This window comes from Pseudoxanthomonas sp. PXM01 (assembly GCF_014851815.1).
GTDB lineage: Bacteria > Pseudomonadota > Gammaproteobacteria > Xanthomonadales > Xanthomonadaceae > Pseudoxanthomonas_A.
The window spans coordinates 431,560-448,781 of record NZ_JACVAJ010000001.1; the positions used below are offsets into that span (position 1 = coordinate 431,560).

Sequence of the window (17,222 nt, forward strand, 5' to 3'; positions counted from 1 at the left end):
CATCGATGGTCGACGTCCGTTTCCTTCCTTCGCTCGCCGAGGTGCCCGCGTCTGTCTGGGACGCGCTGCACGACGGGCGCAACCCCTTCGTTTCGCACGCGTTCCTGCATGGGCTCGAGGTCCACGGCTGCCTGCGCGAAGACTGGGGCTGGACGCCTCACCACGCCACGCTGTGGGAGAACGGCCAGCTACTCGCCGCAGCACCTGGCTACCTGAAGGACAACTCGCACGGCGAATTCGTGTTCGATCACGCGTGGGCGCACGCGTACGCGCAGCACGGGTTCGACTACTACCCGAAATGGCTGGGCGCCGTGCCCTACTCCCCCGTCACCGGCCCGCGTCTGCTCGCCCGGAATGACGCGACACGCGAAGCGTTGCTTGCCGCGATACGAGAAGAGGCGGGACGGCTCGATCTGTCGTCCGCACACGTCAATTTTCCCCTGCCCGCCGAGGATGCCGCGTTCCCCGGTGCCTGGCTCCCGCGCATCGACGTGCAGTACCACTGGCGCAATCCGGGGCACTGGTCCGACTTCGCCAGCTTCCTGGCCGACTTCGACCACAAGCACCGCAAGAACATCCGCCAGGAGCGGGCCAAGGTGCAGCGCGCAGGCGTTTCGTTTCGCGTGGTGCATGGCGATGAGGCCAGCGAGGCGGACCTGCGGGCCATGTTCGGCTTTTACCTGCAGACCTTTCATGACTATGGCAATTCACCGGCACTTACGCTGACCTTCCTTCAGCATCTGGCCGCCACCCTTCCGCGCAGCCTGGTGATGTTCCTGGCGGATCATGATGGGCGCCCCGTCGCCGGCGCCCTGTGCCTCCGAGGCCCCGACACGTTGTATGGCCGTTACTGGGGCGCCACGGCCAGCATTCCCGGCCTCCACTTCGAGACGTGCTACTACCAGGGCATCGACTACTGTCTGCGCGAAGGGCTGACCGTGTTCGAGCCGGGCGCACAGGGCGAGCACAAGATCGCACGCGGCTTCCTGCCGGCGGTCGTGCACTCGCGGCACTGGATCGCCCGTCCCGACTTCGCCGCCGCCCTCGCCCGCTGGTGCGCGGAAGATGCGCTGGCGGTGCGTCGCTACGCCCGGACCCTGGAGACACAAACACCCTTCAAGCATCGAGGGTGAGATCCGGCAATCTGTGCCGGCAGCGAGCGCTTACAATCCGGGCATGCGCCAACGGCCGTTTGTCCTGTCCTCCGACCCTCACGCGCCGTTCCCGCCAGCCGCCAGCGCCATGCGTGATCCGGATGGCCTGCTGGCGATCGGTGGCGATCTTTCGTTGCCGCGTCTGCTCAACGCCTACCGGCACGGCATCTTTCCGTGGTTCTCGCCCGGCCAGCCCCCGCTGTGGTGGTCGCCTGACCCGCGGATGGTGTTCCATACCGATGGCGTGCGCCTGTCCTCACGTTTCCGTCGCGCCCTCAGGCACAGCACCTGGCAGGTCCGCACGGATACCTGTTTTGATCAGGTCATCACCGCGTGCGCGCATGCGCCGCGCCCCGGACAGCACGGCACGTGGATCACGTCCGGCATGCGGCAGGCCTACCTTGATCTGCATCGGCAGGGACATGCCCACTCGGTAGAGGTGTTCGACGGTGACGCGCTGGTGGGCGGTATCTACGGGGTCGCGATCGGCCGGATGTTCTTTGGCGAAAGCATGTTCAGCAGTCGCTCCGGGGGGTCAAAAATTGCGCTTGCGGCCTTGGCGTCGCGCCTGCACGACTGGGGATGGCCGTTGATCGATGCCCAAGTGGAAAACGATCACCTCCACTCTCTGGGGGGACGCCTGATGCCGCGCGAGGCCTTCCTCGAGCGGGTCGCCGAGCTGGTGGATCAGCCCGCGCCGGAAGACGGCTGGGTCGAACGATTCGGCCTGCTGCCGGCTTCCGCGTTGTCGCAACCCTCGGTCTCATAACGGAATTTTTGCACCGGGGACGCAGCTGGCGTACAATGCCCGGCTTCATGGCACCCGCCATCCCTCGCGGCACACACAGGTCTACATGTCGAAAGACGATTCCATTGAATTCGAAGGCACCGTTGCCGAAACGCTGCCCAACACCATGTTCCGGGTCAAGCTGGAGAACGGGCACGAAATCATCGCCCACATCTCCGGCCGCATGCGCAAGAACTACATCCGCATCCTGACCGGCGACAAGGTGAAGGTCGAAATGACCCCGTACGACCTCACCAAGGGTCGAATCACCTACCGCATGAAGTAATTGTGGTAAGTAATTGATTGAAAAGCGGCCAATGGCCGCTTTTCGCGTTCTTGGAGAACGCGTGTCCTCCATGACCATCGACACCCGGCCGGTCGTCATGCGGACTTCAGGCAGATTCCACGTGATGGCGACGCCTTCAGCATGGCGCAGCGTCCACTCCGGGCGCGGACCCAGAAGAGAGCCGCCATGAACTCCCGTCGTCCTACCCCCCTGATGTTCGCGCTGGCATTGGCCATCGCTCCGAGCGCCGCATTCGCTGGCGAAGCCATCACCGATTGCGTCGATCTCGGCGATGACCAGGAAATCGTGCGTGCCGCTGGCGGACAGCAGTTTTTCCTCCGCAACGGCAGCGATCACTATCGCGTCGCCTTCCAGCACAGCTGCGACTCGATCCTGATGACGCCCCGGGTCGACATCAGCACGGGTGGCCAGGCCAATCGCCTGTGCGCCGCCGATACCCGCGTGAAGACCACCCGCGACACCTGCCGGGTGGCGTCGGTGGAGACCATGACAGCCGAGGAGTTCGCCAAGCGGAAGAAGCGCTCGTCACGCTGATCGCCTGCAACGAAAAGGCGGCCATGGGCCGCCTTTTCTTTTCTACCCGTTCTGTTCCTGCACCCGGGTCGTCATGACACGGTGGCGGGCAGCAACCGCTCCGGCTCCGCCTGCGCATCGACAACCAGTTCGCCGTCGCGTACGTCGATGCTGACCCGGCCGCCGTTGACCAGCTTGCCGAACAGCAGTTCGTCGGCGAGCGGACGTTTGACCTTGTCCTGGATCAGACGCGCCATCGGACGCGCACCCATCAACGGGTCGAAACCGTGCTGTGCCAGCCAGTCGCGCGCCGTCGGGGTCGCCGACAGGCTGACGTGCTTCTCCTGCAGCAGCATTTCCAGTTCGATGACGAACTTGTCCACCACCCGCAGGATGTGGTCGAAGCCCAGCCCCTGGAACTGCACGATGGCATCCAGCCGGTTGCGGAACTCCGGGGTGAAGCTGCGGCGGATCACTTCCATCGCGTCCGTCGAATGATCCTGCTGAGTGAAGCCAATGGTGCGGCGCGATGCCTGCGCTGCGCCGGCGTTCGTGGTCATCACCAGGATGACGTTCTTGAAATTCGCCTCGCGGCCGTTGGTATCCGTCAGCACGCCGCGGTCCATGACCTGCAGCAGGATATTGAAGATGTCCGGGTGCGCCTTCTCCACTTCGTCCAGCAGCAGCACGCAGTGCGGTGTCTTGACGATCTTCTCGGTCAGCAGGCCACCCTGGTCAAAACCGACATAGCCCGGAGGCGCGCCGATCAGTCGGCTGACCGAATGCGGCTCCATGTACTCGGACATGTCGAAGCGCACCAGTTCGATGCCCAGTTGCAGCGCCAGTTGCTTGGTCACCTCGGTCTTGCCGACGCCGGTGGGGCCGGCGAACAGGAAGTTGCCGATCGGCTTTTCCGGATTGGCCAGGCCGCTGCGCGCCAGCTTGATCGACGACGCCAGCGTCTCGATCGCCGGATCCTGCCCGAAGATCACCATCTTCAGGTTGCGCTCCAGGTGCTGCAGCACGTCCTTGTCGGACGAGGACACCTGCTTGGCCGGGATGCGCGCCATCTTGGCCACGATGGTCTCGATCTCCTCGACGTCGATCAGCTCCTTGCGCGTGCCTTCCGGCAACAGGCGCTGGCGGGCACCCGCCTCGTCGATGACGTCGATGGCCTTGTCGGGCAGCAGGCGGTCGCCGATGTGCTTGACCGACAGGTCGACGGCCGCCTGGAGGGCGTCGTCGGCGTAGGTCACGCCGTGGTGCGATTCGTACTTGGGCTTCAGGCCCTGCAGGATCTCGTAGGTCTCGCCCACGGTCGGCTCGACGATGTCGATCTTCTGGAAGCGGCGCGCCAATGCACGGTCCTTCTCGAAAATGCCGCGGTACTCCTGGAACGTGGTCGAACCGATGCAACGCAGGTCACCCGACGCCAGCGCCGGCTTGATCAGGTTCGACGCATCCATCGTGCCGCCACTGGCCGACCCGGCGCCGATGATGGTGTGGATCTCGTCGACGAACAGGATGGCGCCCGGGATCTTCTTGATCGCCGCCAGAACGCCCTTCAGGCGCTTCTCGAAATCGCCGCGGTATTTGGTGCCCGCGACCAGCGCGCCGAGGTCCAGCGAGTAGATGACGGCGTCCAACAGGACATCCGGCACCTCGCCCTCGACGATGCGCTTGGCCAGGCCCTCGGCCAGCGCGGTCTTGCCGACGCCGGCTTCGCCGACATAGAGCGGATTGTTCTTGCGGCGGCGACAGAGCACCTGGATGGTCCGCTCGATCTCGTCGCCACGGCCGACCAGCGGATCGATCCGGCCCTGGCGCGCCATGTCGTTCAGGTTGCTGGCGAACTCGGTCAGGGCGTCGCCCTTGCCCTCGCCGTCCGCTCCTTCAGCCTTGCCTTCGCCCTCCGGCTGCCCGCCGGTCTCGTTCTCCTCGCCTTGCTTGGCGATGCCGTGAGAGAGGTAATTGACGATGTCGAGGCGGGTGACGTCCTGCTGGTTGAGGAAGTAGACCGCGTGCGAGTCCTTCTCGCCGAAGATCGCCACCAGCACGTTGGCGCCAGTGACTTCCTTCTTGCCCGAGGACTGCACGTGGTAGACGGCGCGCTGCAGTACACGCTGGAAGCCGAGTGTCGGCTGGGTATCGCGGCCGTCGTCCTCCGCCAGTCGCGACACCGAGGCCTCGATCGCTTGCTCGAGGTCCGCGCGCAGGCGGTTGGCGTCCGCGCCGGTCGCCTTCAGGACGGCCTGCGCCGACGGGTTTTCGAGGAGCGCGAGCAGCAGGTGCTCGACGGTCATGAATTCGTGCCGAGCTTCACGGGCGCGCTTGTAGCACTGGCCAATGGTCTGCTCGAGGTCTTTGCTGAACATGGTTGCCTCCGGGGCCTATGCCGACAATATGCGGCTTGGCGGGCGGTTTTCCATCACCCTACCGGATTTCAGTGTTCAGGGATCGTTGCCTTGCGTCGACCTGGCGGTGCCCCCACACCGTAACCGGCCCGGCGTACCCGCGCCGGTCCCCTCAGGACTTCTCCATCGTGCACAGGAGGGGATGCTGGTTCATACGCGAAAACTCGTTGACCTGGGCCACCTTGGATTCGGCCACCTCGCGGGTGTACACGCCGCAGACGCCGCGGCCGCGCGTATGGACGTGCAGCATCACCTGGGTGGCTTTCTCGAGATCCATGACGAAGAACTGCTGCAGGACGGTGACCACGAAATCCATCGGGGTGTAGTCGTCGTTGAGCAACAGGACCTGGTACAGGGGCGGTGGCGCGACCTCGGGCCGGCTGGCTTCCACCATCAGGCCATGATCGCGTTCGTTTTCGTTCTTGCGGGACATGCGGCAATTATAGGCGCCAGCCGCCGTCGCCCGCATGGACGCCATGCGTGACCCCCGCCACAATGTACCCTCCTGCACAGAAGAATCGATCGTGAAGCCGATGCTGTCCCGTTTGCCCGCCATTTTCCTGATCTGCGCCGCCGTCTTCGCCGCGCCGGTCCTGGCTGCCGATGCCTCGGTGGACGCCCGCCTGAAGGCGAGTGGCATCCCGTTCGAGGTGGACGGCGATGGCGACTACAAGGTGACGTACTCCTACACGGAGGACAACCGCACCCAACTGGTCTTCGTATCGGGGCGCACCGAGCAGGTCGGAGGCATTGAAGTCCGCGAAATCTTCTCGCCCGCCGCCCGTGTGGCCGCCGACAGCATCGACGGCGCCAAGGCGCTGGCATTGCTCGCGGAGAGCCGCACCAAGAAGATCGGTGGCTGGGAACTGTCCGGCGACGTCCTTTACTTCGTCATCAAGCTGCCCGACACCGTCGACGCCGCAGGTCTCGAAGCCGCCATGGACATCGCGGCGGAAACCGCCGACAACAAAGAGCTGGAACTTTCCGGCGACAAGGACGACCTGTAAGTGAGCTACCGCGAGGGACGCTTCTGGCAACCCGATGTCACCGTGGCCACGGTCGTGGTGCGTGACGGCAGGCTTCTGATGGTGGAGGAGCGCGCGCAGGGCCGACTGGTGTTCAACCAGCCTGCCGGGCACCTGGAGCCGGATGAAAGCCTGCTGGAGGCCGCCCTCCGCGAGACGCTCGAGGAAACCGGCTGGGAGGTCGCGCTCACCGCCTTCATCGGTGCCTACCAGTGGAAGGCCGAAACCGGCCGCCATTACCTGCGTTTCGCCTTCGCCGCCGAACCGGTGCGCCACCTGCCGGAACGCCCGCTCGACGATGGCATCGTGCAAGCCGTGTGGCTGACGCCAGCGGAACTCCAGGCGCAGTCCGAGCGCCATCGCAGCCCACTGGTATGGCAGGTCGTGCAGGATTATCTGGCCGGACGTCGCCTGCCGCTGTCGACGCTGCAGCAGATCGGATGAGCACGCCACGCGTCATCGTCGGCGTATCCGGGGGCGTGGATTCGTCCGTCGCCGCCCTGCAGCTGGTGCAGCAGGGCGAGCCGGTCGCGGGCCTCTTCATGCAGAACTGGGCCGATGACGGCAGCGGCGACTGCCGCGCCGAGGATGACCGCCGCGACGCCGTCGCGGTGTGCGGTCGCCTGGGGATCCCGTTCCACTTCCGCGACTTCTCCAGCGAATACTGGCAAGGCGTGTTCGAGCACTTCCTTGCAGAGTACGCCGCCGGCCGCACACCCAATCCCGATGTGCTGTGCAATCGCGAAGTGAAGTTCAAGCACTTCCTCGATGCCGCGCGCGAACTGGGTGCCGAGAAGATCGCGACTGGCCACTATGCCCGCGTCGATCGGCACGGCGACCGCTGGCGTCTGCTGCGCGGTGTGGACCGCAGCAAGGACCAGAGCTACTTCCTGCACCAGCTCGGCCAGGCGCAGCTGTCGGCCACGCTGTTCCCGATCGGCGAACTGCAGAAGACCGAGCTGCGCCGCATCGCGCGCGATGCCGGCCTGCAGACGCACGACAAGAAGGACTCCACGGGCATCTGCTTCATCGGCGAACGCGATTTCCGCGAGTTCCTCGGACGTTATCTGCCGGCGAAGAAGGGCGAGATGCGTGATCCGCAGGGCCAGGTGATCGGTGAGCACCCCGGCGTGTTTTATTTCACGCTCGGCCAGCGCGAGGGCCTGCAGATCGGCGGCGTGCGTGGTCGACCGCAGGCGCCGTGGTACGTGGTCGGCAAGGATGTCGCCGGCAACGTGCTGTACGTCGACCAGGACACGCAGAGCCCTTACCTGATGTCCACGCGACTGTGGACGGAAACCACCCACTGGATCGCCGGCAGTCCGCCGGCGGCCCGCTTCACCTGCACCGCGCAGACGCGCTATCGCCAGCCCGACGAGGACTGCGACGTCGAGGTGCAGGACGATGGCAGCGTGGCGGTGCGGTTCCTGCGTCCGCAACGTGCCGTCACGCCGGGCCAGTCGCTGGTCCTTTACGCTGGCGACGAATGCCTCGGGGGCGCCGTGATCGCACGCACGGACGCCCCTCTCGAAACGAAACTCGCGGAGCAAGCAGCTTGAGCAATCGATATTCCGACCGTGTGCTGGCCCTCGCCGGGCTGGCGCAGGCCCTTCACCAGGTCCGCCGCATCGCCGAAACGGGACAGTCCGAAGGCGCTGCCGTACAGGCGGCACTGGACAGCGTGTTCCGTATCGACGCGGCGACGCCGATGGCCGTGTACGGCCGCGTTGGCGACATCACGCCAGGCCTGCGCGTCCTGCGCGGCTACCTGGCCAAGGAAGCGCAGGACGACGGCCTGTCGCGCCTGGCGATGGCCGTGCTGCAACTGGAGCGCCGCTTCGTACGGGAGGAGAACACGGTGCATGCGGTCACCCGCGGGCTGGCCGAGATCGCGCCGCGTGCCGAGCAACAAGGCAGCACGCATCCCGATGTGCTGTCGGCATTGGGCGGCCTGTATGCCGATACCATCAGCCACCTGCGCCCTCGCGTGATGGTCCAGGGCAACCCCCACTACCTCGGTCAGCCGGGCGTGGTCGCTGAAATCCGCGCGATCCTGCTTGCCGCCGTGCGCTCGGCGGTGCTGTGGCGCCAGATGGGCGGCACGATGTGGGACTTCGTCTTCGGCCGCCGGCAGATGCTGGAAGCGGTGGACGACTGGCTGCCCTGACAGCCCAGCGCGTCCATGAAAAAGGCCCGGCAATGCCGGGCCTTTTCTTTTTCTTTGCTGCCGTGATCAGGCCGCGACGGTCTTCGCCACGTCCTGGTACTCCTCGATCTGGTCGAAGTTCATGTAGCGGTAGATCTCGGCGCCCTTCTCGTTGATCACGCCGATGTCGGCCATGTACTCGGCCTTGGTCGGGATCTTGCCCAGGCGCGAGCAGATCGCGGCCAGTTCCGCCGAACCCAGGAACACGTTGGAGTTGCGGCCCAGGCGGTTCGGGAAGTTGCGGGTCGAGGTGGAGAACACGGTCGCGCCCTCGCGCACCTGCGCCTGGTTGCCCATGCACAGCGAGCAGCCCGGCATTTCCATGCGCGCACCGGCGGTGCCGAACGTGCCGTAGACGCCTTCCTTGGTCAGTTCCGAGGCATCCATCTTGGTCGGCGGCGCGACCCACAGACGGGTCGGGATATCGCGCTTGCCTTCCAGCAGCTTGGCAGCTGCACGGAAGTGGCCGATGTTGGTCATGCACGAACCGATGAACACTTCGTCGATCACCGTGCCGGCGACGTCCGACAGCGTCTTCACGTCGTCGGGATCGTTCGGGCAGGCCAGCAGCGGCTCGTGCACGTCGGCCAGGTCGATGTCGATGATCGCGGCGTACTCGGCATCGGCATCCGGCTCGAGCAGCTGCGGGTCGGCCAGCCACTCTTCCATCTTCGCGATGCGGCGGGCCAGCGAGCGTGCGTCGGCGTAGCCTTCGGCGATCATCCACTTCAGCAGCGTGATGTTGCTGGTGAGGTACTCGATGATCGGCTCCTTGTTCAGACGCACGGTGCAGCCGGCGGCGGAACGCTCGGCCGACGCGTCGGACAGTTCGAACGCCTGCTCCACCTTCAGGTCCGGCAAGCCTTCAATCTCGAGGATACGGCCGGAGAAGATGTTCTTCTTGCCCGCCTTGGCCACCGTCAGCAGACCGGACTTGAGCGCGTAGTACGGGATGGCATTGACCAGGTCACGCAGGGTGACGCCGGGCTGCATCTCGCCCTTGAAACGGACCAGCACCGACTCCGGCATGTCCAGCGGCATGACGCCGGTGGCCGCGGCGAACGCGACCAGGCCCGAGCCGGCCGGGAACGAAATGCCCACCGGGAAACGCGTGTGCGAGTCGCCGCCGGTGCCGACGGTGTCGGGCATCAGCATGCGGTTGAGCCAGCTGTGGATCACGCCGTCGCCCGGGCGCAGCGAGATGCCGCCGCGGGTGGAAATGAATTCCGGCAGCGTGTGGTGGGTCTTGACGTCGACCGGCTTCGGATACGCGGCGGTGTGGCAGAACGACTGCATCACCAAATCAGCGGAGAAGCCCAGGCAGGCCAGGTCCTTCAGCTCGTCGCGGGTCATCGGGCCAGTGGTGTCCTGCGAACCCACCGAGGTCATCTTCGGTTCGCAGTACGCGCCCGGGCGCACGCCCTGGCCTTCCGGCAGGCCACAGGCGCGGCCGACCATCTTCTGCGCCAGCGAGAAGCCCTTGCCGCTGTCGACCGGCTGCTGCGGCTGGCGGAACAGCTCCGTCGCCGGCAGTTTCAGTGTTTCGCGTGCCTTCGCGGTCAGGCCACGGCCGATGATCAGCGGGATGCGGCCACCGGCGCGCACTTCGTCGAACAGCACGTCGGACTTCACCTGGAACTCGGCGATCACCTGCCCGTCCTTCAGCGCCTTGCCGTCGTACGGGCGCAGTTCCACCACGTCGCCGTGGTTCATCTGCGACACGTCGAGCTCGATCGGCAGCGCGCCGGCGTCTTCCATCGTGTTGTAGAAGATCGGGGCGATCTTGCTGCCCAGGCAGACGCCACCGAAACGCTTGTTCGGGATGAACGGGATGTCCTCGCCGGTGAACCACAGCACGCTGTTGGTCGCCGACTTGCGCGAGGAACCTGTACCGACCACGTCGCCGACGTAGGCGACCAGGTGGCCCTTGTCCTTCAGCGACAGGATTTCCTGGATCGGGCCGCGCTTGCCGTCTTCTTCCGGCACGAACGGCGCGTCGGGGCGCTTGTTCTTGAGCATCGCCAGCGCGTGCATCGGGATGTCCGGGCGCGTGGTGGCGTCCGGTGCCGGCGACAGGTCGTCGGTGTTGGTCTCGCCCGGCACCTTGAACACGGTGATGGTCAGGCTCTGCGGCACTTCCGGCTTGCTGGTGAACCACTCGGCGTCGGCCCAGCTCTGCAGCACGGCCTGCGCGTGGGCGTTGCCCGCCTCGGCCTTTTCCTGCACGTCGTGGAAGCTGTCGAACATCAACAGCGTGTGCTTCAAGCCCTCGGCGGCGGTGGCGCCCAGCTCGGCGTTGTCCAGCAGCTCGATCAGCGGATGGATGTTGTAGCCGCCCAGCATCGTGCCCAGCAGTTCGGTGGCGCGCTGCGCGGTGACCAGCGGGGTCTTCTCGCTGCCGAAGGCAACGGCGGCCAGGTACGACGCCTTGACCTTGGCGGCATCGTCGACGCCGGCCGGGACGCGGTTCGTGATCAGGTCGACCAGGAAGGCTTCTTCCCCGGCGGGCGGGTTCTTCAGCAGCTCGATGACCTCGGCCGTCTGCTGGGCCGACAGCGGCAGCGGCGGGATGCCCAGCGCGGCGCGCTCGGCTACGTGGTGGCGATAGGCTTCCAACATGGGTGACTCCGGTCGTTCGATGGTGCGGTGGAAAGGGAAAACGGTAAGGCTTATTCGGTAACGGGCACGATCAGCTTCAGGCCCTTGAAATAATCGCGGTGGAAGGCGGTGTCGAAGGTGATCAGCCCGTCGCACTGCAGCAGCGCGTGGGCGCCGACCAGGAAGTCGGCGATCGGCCGCGCATCGCCATCCCGCTGGCGATGCCGGCGCTGCATCTCGCCGGCACGCAGCGCGGACTTGGCTTCGACGGCGTTGAAATGCACGCCCATCTCCTCCAGCGCGGCCAGCGCGTCGGCGCCGTTGCGCAGCGAGGCGCACAGCTGCGCCAGCGCGGCATCGCAGACCACCACCCGGCCACTGCCCAGACTCTGGCGCAGGCCGGCTTCGACGGCGTCTGCACGGGCGCCATCGGTCAGCAGCTCGATCAGGACGGGGGCGTCGACGGCGATCATTCGTTCGTGGCGCCCGGCGTGCCGTCGGCATCGAGGGCGAACTTGCCGCGCACGCGCGAAATCGCGTCGTCGACGCTCTTCCGCAACACGATGCGGCTACCTTCCAGTTCGACCTTCAGCACGCTGCCCTTGGTCAGACCCAGCGCATCGCGCACGGCCTTCGGCAGGGTGATCTGGCCGCGCTCTGCAACGGTGGCTTCCATCGGCGGACCCTCTTGAGTATGGAGAAATTATACATACTTTACTTGGCATACCCCAGCCCGGACGCCCGCCATCCCGCCCGATCCCTGCCCCTTTGGTCGGATCACCACCGTCTCACTCATGACGGATAATCCGGGCAAGCCTCAACAAGACACGCAGCGCCAGCGGCTTATGCTGACCCCTGCCCCTTCTTCCCCAGCTACAGGAGCCTCCGCGATGAGTGATTCCTTCGCCACCCGCCGTTCCCTCGAGGTCAACGGCACGTCCTACGCCTACTACAGCCTGCCGGCCCTGGCCGATCGACTGGACCCGACGGGCGGCTTTGCCCGCCTGCCCTACTCCATGAAGATCCTGCTGGAGAACCTGCTGCGCTGCGAGGACGGCGTGACGGTCCTGCCCGAGCACATCCAGGCCGTCGCCGGCTGGGAAGCCGCCAAGGAGCCGGACACCGAGATCGCCTTCATGCCAGCCCGCGTGGTGCTGCAGGACTTCACCGGCGTGCCCTGCGTGGTCGACCTGGCCGCGATGCGCGATGCCGTGGTCAAGCTGGGCGGCAGCCCGGACCAGATCAACCCGCTGATCCCCTCGGAGCTGGTGATCGACCACTCGGTGCAGGTGGACGTCTTCGGCAGTCCGGACGCGCTGGACCTCAACGGCAAGATCGAGTTCGACCGCAACAAGGAACGTTACGGCTTCCTGCGCTGGGGCCAGAAGGCGTTCGACAACTTCAAGGTGGTGCCGCCGAACACCGGCATCGTCCATCAGGTGAACCTGGAAAACCTCGCCCGCGTGGTGATGACCGGCGAGAAGGACGGCCAGGCCATCGCCTACCCCGACACCGTCTTCGGCACCGACAGCCACACCACGATGATCAACGGCATCGGCGTGCTTGGTTGGGGCGTGGGCGGCATCGAGGCGGAAGCCGCGATGCTGGGCCAGCCGTCGTCGATGCTGATTCCGCAGGTGGTCGGCTTCAAGCTGACCGGCAGGCTGCCGGAAGGCGCCACCGCCACCGACCTGGTGCTGACGGTCACCCAGATGCTGCGCAAGCTGGGCGTGGTGGGCAAGTTCGTCGAGTTCTACGGCGACGGCCTGCAGCACCTGCCGCTGGCCGACCGCGCCACCATCGGCAACATGGCGCCGGAATACGGCGCCACCTGCGGCATCTTCCCGATCGACCACGAGTCGCTGAACTACCTGCGCCTGTCCGGCCGCAGCGAAGAGCAGATCGCGCTGGTCGAGGCCTACGCGAAAGCGCAGGGCCTGTGGCATACGCCGGACAGCCCGCATGCCGAGTACAGCGCCACGCTGCACCTGGACATGGGCGATGTGAAGCCGTCGCTGGCAGGCCCGAAGCGCCCGCAGGACCGTGTGCTGCTGCAGGACGTGAAGCAGAACTTCCGCGACAATCTGGTGCCGTTCGCCGATGCGCGTCGCAAGCGCATCGACCTGGTGCAGGAAGACCGGCTGAAGAACGAAGGGGGGGGCGGAACGGCGGTCGGCGCGCACGCATCGGCGCACGAATCCTCACCCGACAGCGGCGCGGCGCTGAAGCTGCGCGACGGCGATGTCGTCATCGCCGCCATCACCTCCTGCACGAATACGTCCAACCCGGCGGTGATGCTGGGCGCCGGTCTGCTGGCCCGCAATGCGGCCGCCAAGGGCCTGAAGGCGCAGCCGTGGGTGAAGACCTCGCTCGGACCGGGGTCGCGCGTGGTGACGGACTACCTGGAGAAAGCCGGCGTGCTGGACGATCTGGAGAAGCTCGGCTTCTACGTGGTCGGTTACGGCTGCACCACCTGCATCGGCAACTCCGGCCCGCTGCCGGATGACGTGTCGGCGGCGATCGCGGCCGACGATCTCGTCGCGGCATCCGTGCTGTCCGGCAACCGCAACTTCGAGGGCCGTGTGCATCCCGAAGTGAAGATGAACTACCTGGCCAGCCCGCCGCTGGTCGTGGCCTACGCCATCGCCGGTACCACCAACATCGACCTCACCACCGAGCCGCTGGGTACCGGCAGCGACGGCCAGCCGGTCTTTCTCAAGGACATCTGGCCGAGCAACAAGGAGATCGGCGACTTCATCGCCAAGACCATCGGTCCGGAGATGTTCGCCAAGAACTACGCCGACGTGTTCAAGGGCGATTCGCGCTGGAACACCATCGCCTCGCCCGACGGCGATCTGTACGCCTGGGATGGCGATTCCACCTACATCAAGAACCCGCCCTACTTCGACGGCATGTCGATGGAGATCGGCAGCATCGATGATGTGCACGGCGCGCGCGTGCTCGGCCTGTTCGGCGATTCCATCACCACCGACCACATCTCGCCGGCCGGCAACATCAAGAAGGATTCGCCTGCGGGCCGCTTCCTGATCTCGCGCGGCGTGCAGCCGGCGGACTTCAACAGCTACGGCAGCCGCCGCGGCAACGATGATGTGATGGTGCGCGGCACTTTCGCCAACATCCGCATCAAGAACCTGATGTTCGGTGGCGAAGAAGGCGGCAACACGCTGTACTTCGGCAGCACCCCGCCGGAGAAGATGTCCGTCTACGACGCGTCGATGAAGTACCAGGCCCAAGGCGTGCCGCTGGTCGTGATCGCCGGCAAGGAGTACGGCACCGGCTCGTCGCGCGACTGGGCCGCCAAGGGCACCAACCTGCTGGGCGTGAAAGCGGTGATCGCCGAGAGCTTCGAGCGCATCCACCGCTCCAATCTGGTCGGCATGGGCGTGCTGCCGCTTCAGTTCAACGACGGCGAGAACGCGCAGTCGCTGGGCCTGGATGGCTCGGAGGTTTTCGATGTCACCGGCCTGCAGGACGGCGCAGCGAAGACTGCCAAGGTCACCGCCCGCAAGGCTGACGGCAAGACCGTCGAGTTCCAGGTCAAGGTACTGATGCTCACGCCGAAGGAAGTCGACTACTTCCGCCACGGCGGCCTGCTGCACTACGTGCTCCGCCAACTCGCGGCACGCAATGCCGCCTAAAAAAGGCATCGCCGGAAACAGGAAGGCCGCCCTCGGGCGGCCTTCTTCTTGCTTGAAGGGGCGGCGTCAGCGGGTTCCTGCGGCAGGCGCGGCCCCGGCAGCCTGCCCCTTGTTCTTCACGTAGCGCTCCAGCCACTGGTCCTGTTCCCATAGCAGATGGAGGATCGATTCCTTCGCCGCATAGCCGTGGCTTTCTTTCGGCAGCAGCACCAGCCGCGTCGGTGCGCCGAAGCCCTTCAGCGCATTGAAGTAGCGCTCGCTCTGCATCGTGAACGTGCCCGAGTTGTTGTCCGCCTCGCCGTGCACCAGCAGCAGCGGCGTCTTCATCTTGTCCACATGCATGAAGGGCGACATGCCGTTGTAGACCTCCGGCGCCTCCCAGTAGTTGCGCTCTTCCTGCTGGAAGCCGAACGGCGTCAGCGTGCGGTTGTAGGCGCCGCTGCGCGCGATGCCGGCCGCGAACAGGTCCGAGTGCGTCAGCAGGTTCGCGGTCATGAAGGCGCCGTAGGAATGCCCGCCGACGGCCACGCGCGTGCGGTCGATGTAGCCCAGGGCATCCACGGCATCGATCGCCGCCTTCGCGTTCGCCACCAGTTGGGTGACGAAGGAGTCGTTCGGCTCCTCCTTTCCCTCTCCGACGATCGGGAACGCGGCATCGTCGAGCACCGCGTAACCGCGCGTCACCCAGTACACCGGCGAACCGTAGCTCGGGAAGATGAACTCGTTCGGGTTGGTCGTGTTCTGGCCCGCGCTGTCGCGGTCCTTGTACTCGGCCGGATAGGCCCACATCACCAGCGGCAGCTTCTGCGTCTTTGCGGCACGGTCGTAGCCCGCAGGCAGGTAAAGCGTGCCGGTGAGCGGCAGGCCATCGGCACGCGCGTAGGTCAGGACTTCCTTGTGCACGCCCTGCAGGCCCTTGAACGGATTCTCGAAGTGCGTCACCGGGACCGGCGCGATGCGCTGCTTGAGATGGCGGATGTAGTAGTTCGGGAACTCGGTCGGCGACTCCAGTCGCACCAGCACGGTACCGGCCGCCGGATCCAGCAGTGCCTGGATCGCTTCCTTCTGGCCGGTCAGGCGCGAGGTATAGACGCGCTCCTTCTTGCCCGTCGCCAGTTCCATGCGGTCGATGAACGGGAACTGGCCCTCCGGGGTGAAGCCGTCGCCGATCAGGTGCGCCTGGCCGGCGTCCAGCGCCAGCACGCGCTGGCCCGCCGCGTTGCGCCGGGTCTCGAACTCGCCCGGATCGCTGTACTGGTCCTGGTAGTTGCGGCTGGCGAGTTCGCGTAGCGGCGCACCGGCTTGCGAGGGATCGAAAAGATAGGTGCGCGTGTTGCGCGTGTTCCACCAGTAGTCGGTCACGATGGCGTGGCGATCATCGCCCCACAGCACGCCCTGCACGCGATCGATGGTCTTGAAGATCGAACGTGGCGCCGCGGTGAACGGCGCTTCCCACGCGAAGGCCTCGTCGCGGAACGGCACGTTCACTCCCGGATCGCCCTTGTCCAACGCCTCCGCCCATACCAGCGTCGCCGGCTGGTCCGCGCGCCAGTCGATGTCGCGACGGCCCGCGCGCACGGCCATGAAACCTTTCGGCAGGTTTTCGGCGAGCGGCGCGTCGACGACCGTCACGGCCGGCTTGCCGGTGGTCTCCACGACGTCGGCGCTGAATGGGAAACGGCTGTAGGGCACCAGATACGAGAACGGCTTCTTGAGCGTCCGCAGCAGTACATAGCGGCCGTCCGGCGAAAACGACTCGCCGGTGTACATGCCGGCGCTGCGCCACAGGGTCGCGCGCCCCTTCAGTGGAACACGGTGCAGTTCGGACGTGGCGAGGACGGAGAAGTTCGCTTCATCCTGCGGGTTCTTCAGCAGGTCCTGGTAGGTACGGTTCTGCGCCTTGCTGCCGTCACTGATCGACACGGTGGGGCCGGTGGGCACCTGGCGAGACGTGTCGATCAAGGCGGGACGTTGCACCGGCAGCATGCGGACCAGCAGCGCCTGGTTGTCGCGGAACCAGGTGAGCGGATTGCCGACGTTTCCGTTCACGCGCGCTTCGGTCAGGCGCGTCGCCCGTGCCGACGCCAGCTCGAGCACCCACACTTCGACGCCGGTACGCGTGGTGTGGGTGAAGGCCAGCCGCGTTTCATCGGGTGACCAGACGAAGTTGGCCAGGCGTGGCAGCGCCGGAAGGCCGGTCACCTGCCGCGCCGGGCCTCCGGCGAGTTCCTGCACCTGCAGGTTGTTGAAGTAGGTGGCGGTGCTGGCGATGTTGGTTCGCGGATTGACCCGCAGGCCGCCCAGCCGCAGTTCCTCGTCGGACAGTTCGGCCAGCGATTTGAACGCATCCCGATAGAACAGCACCAGCCGCGTCTTGCCGCTGTCCGCCACGACGCTGGGGGGACGCTGTACGTCTGCCAGTTGCAGGATCTCCGCAGGCGGCGTCTGGTAAGGCAGCGCGTCCTGCGCAACGGCGTTGCCGGCGGCCAGCCACAGGCATGCCAGGATCTTCCAGCGAATCGACATGGATCTCTTCCCCTTTTCTGTAAGGCTCGATGA

General features: G+C 66.0%; 15 protein-coding genes. 9 read left to right on the top strand and 6 right to left on the bottom strand.

The window, feature by feature from the left end:
• Positions 1-5: 5 nt before the first annotated feature.
• The 4 genes from IB230_RS01905 (at position 6) to IB230_RS01920 (ending at position 2,782) form a co-directional block, all read left to right on the top strand.
• Positions 6-1,133 (top strand): GNAT family N-acetyltransferase, encoded by a 1,128-nt coding sequence (locus IB230_RS01905; protein WP_192268183.1) that lies wholly within the window; start codon positions 6-8, stop codon positions 1,131-1,133.
• Positions 1,134-1,176: 43 nt separating this feature from the next.
• Entirely contained in the window at positions 1,177-1,923 is a 747-nt protein-coding gene (gene aat, locus IB230_RS01910) for a leucyl/phenylalanyl-tRNA--protein transferase (RefSeq protein WP_192268185.1), read from the top strand.
• 85 nt (positions 1,924-2,008) lie between these two features.
• Positions 2,009-2,227 (top strand): translation initiation factor IF-1, encoded by a 219-nt coding sequence (gene infA, locus IB230_RS01915; protein ID WP_055943174.1) that lies wholly within the window; start codon positions 2,009-2,011, stop codon positions 2,225-2,227.
• Positions 2,228-2,413: 186 nt separating this feature from the next.
• Positions 2,414-2,782, top strand: a complete 369-nt coding sequence (locus tag IB230_RS01920) for a hypothetical protein (RefSeq protein ID WP_192268187.1) — start codon at positions 2,414-2,416, stop codon at positions 2,780-2,782.
• Positions 2,783-2,853: 71 nt separating this feature from the next.
• Here the strand turns inward: IB230_RS01920 and clpA are convergent, their stop codons facing one another.
• Both clpA and clpS read right to left on the bottom strand, forming a co-directional pair.
• Positions 2,854-5,136, bottom strand: coding sequence for an ATP-dependent Clp protease ATP-binding subunit ClpA (gene clpA / locus IB230_RS01925; protein WP_192268189.1), 2,283 nt, complete (start codon positions 5,134-5,136; stop codon positions 2,854-2,856).
• A gap of 151 nt (positions 5,137-5,287) precedes the next feature.
• On the bottom strand, positions 5,288-5,608 hold the full coding sequence (gene clpS, locus IB230_RS01930) for an ATP-dependent Clp protease adapter ClpS (RefSeq protein WP_192268191.1): 321 nt from the start codon (positions 5,606-5,608) through the stop codon (positions 5,288-5,290).
• 43 nt (positions 5,609-5,651) lie between these two features.
• On the opposite strand from clpS, the gene IB230_RS01935 reads away from it, so the two are divergent.
• Genes IB230_RS01935 through hflD form a run of 4 tightly spaced genes read left to right on the top strand, consistent with a single transcriptional unit; the run spans position 5,652 to position 8,367 of the window.
• The gene (locus IB230_RS01935) at positions 5,652-6,182 is read left to right on the top strand and encodes a hypothetical protein (RefSeq protein ID WP_192268193.1); all 531 of its coding nucleotides are present in this window, start codon (positions 5,652-5,654) and stop codon (positions 6,180-6,182) included.
• Positions 6,183-6,644, top strand: coding sequence for an NUDIX hydrolase (locus IB230_RS01940; RefSeq protein ID WP_192268195.1), 462 nt, complete (start codon positions 6,183-6,185; stop codon positions 6,642-6,644).
• Entirely contained in the window at positions 6,641-7,759 is a 1,119-nt protein-coding gene (gene mnmA, locus IB230_RS01945) for a tRNA 2-thiouridine(34) synthase MnmA (RefSeq protein WP_192268197.1), read from the top strand. The genes IB230_RS01940 and mnmA overlap by 4 nt, the downstream gene beginning before the upstream one ends.
• Positions 7,756-8,367: a high frequency lysogenization protein HflD gene (hflD, locus tag IB230_RS01950; protein ID WP_225589132.1), complete on the top strand. Its 612-nt coding sequence runs from the start codon at positions 7,756-7,758 to the stop codon at positions 8,365-8,367. Before mnmA ends, hflD begins: the two co-directional genes overlap by 4 nt.
• A gap of 66 nt (positions 8,368-8,433) precedes the next feature.
• Here hflD and acnB read toward each other — a convergent pair whose 3' ends face one another.
• From acnB to IB230_RS01965, 3 genes are read right to left on the bottom strand one after another with little or no spacing between them, the layout of a single operon-like run.
• Positions 8,434-11,025: a bifunctional aconitate hydratase 2/2-methylisocitrate dehydratase gene (gene acnB / locus IB230_RS01955; RefSeq protein ID WP_192268201.1), complete on the bottom strand. Its 2,592-nt coding sequence runs from the start codon at positions 11,023-11,025 to the stop codon at positions 8,434-8,436.
• 50 nt (positions 11,026-11,075) lie between these two features.
• Positions 11,076-11,477, bottom strand: coding sequence for a type II toxin-antitoxin system VapC family toxin (locus tag IB230_RS01960; protein ID WP_192268203.1), 402 nt, complete (start codon positions 11,475-11,477; stop codon positions 11,076-11,078).
• Entirely contained in the window at positions 11,474-11,680 is a 207-nt protein-coding gene (locus tag IB230_RS01965; RefSeq protein WP_162337357.1) for an AbrB/MazE/SpoVT family DNA-binding domain-containing protein, read from the bottom strand. Before IB230_RS01965 ends, IB230_RS01960 begins: the two co-directional genes overlap by 4 nt.
• Before the next feature lie 214 nt (positions 11,681-11,894).
• Here IB230_RS01965 and acnA point away from each other — a divergent pair, with 214 nt between their 5' ends.
• Positions 11,895-14,663: an aconitate hydratase AcnA gene (gene acnA / locus IB230_RS01970; RefSeq protein WP_192268205.1), complete on the top strand. Its 2,769-nt coding sequence runs from the start codon at positions 11,895-11,897 to the stop codon at positions 14,661-14,663.
• 66 nt (positions 14,664-14,729) lie between these two features.
• Here the strand turns inward: acnA and IB230_RS01975 are convergent, their stop codons facing one another.
• On the bottom strand, positions 14,730-17,189 hold the full coding sequence (locus IB230_RS01975; protein WP_192268207.1) for a prolyl oligopeptidase family serine peptidase: 2,460 nt from the start codon (positions 17,187-17,189) through the stop codon (positions 14,730-14,732).
• Positions 17,190-17,222: the final 33 nt, after the last annotated feature.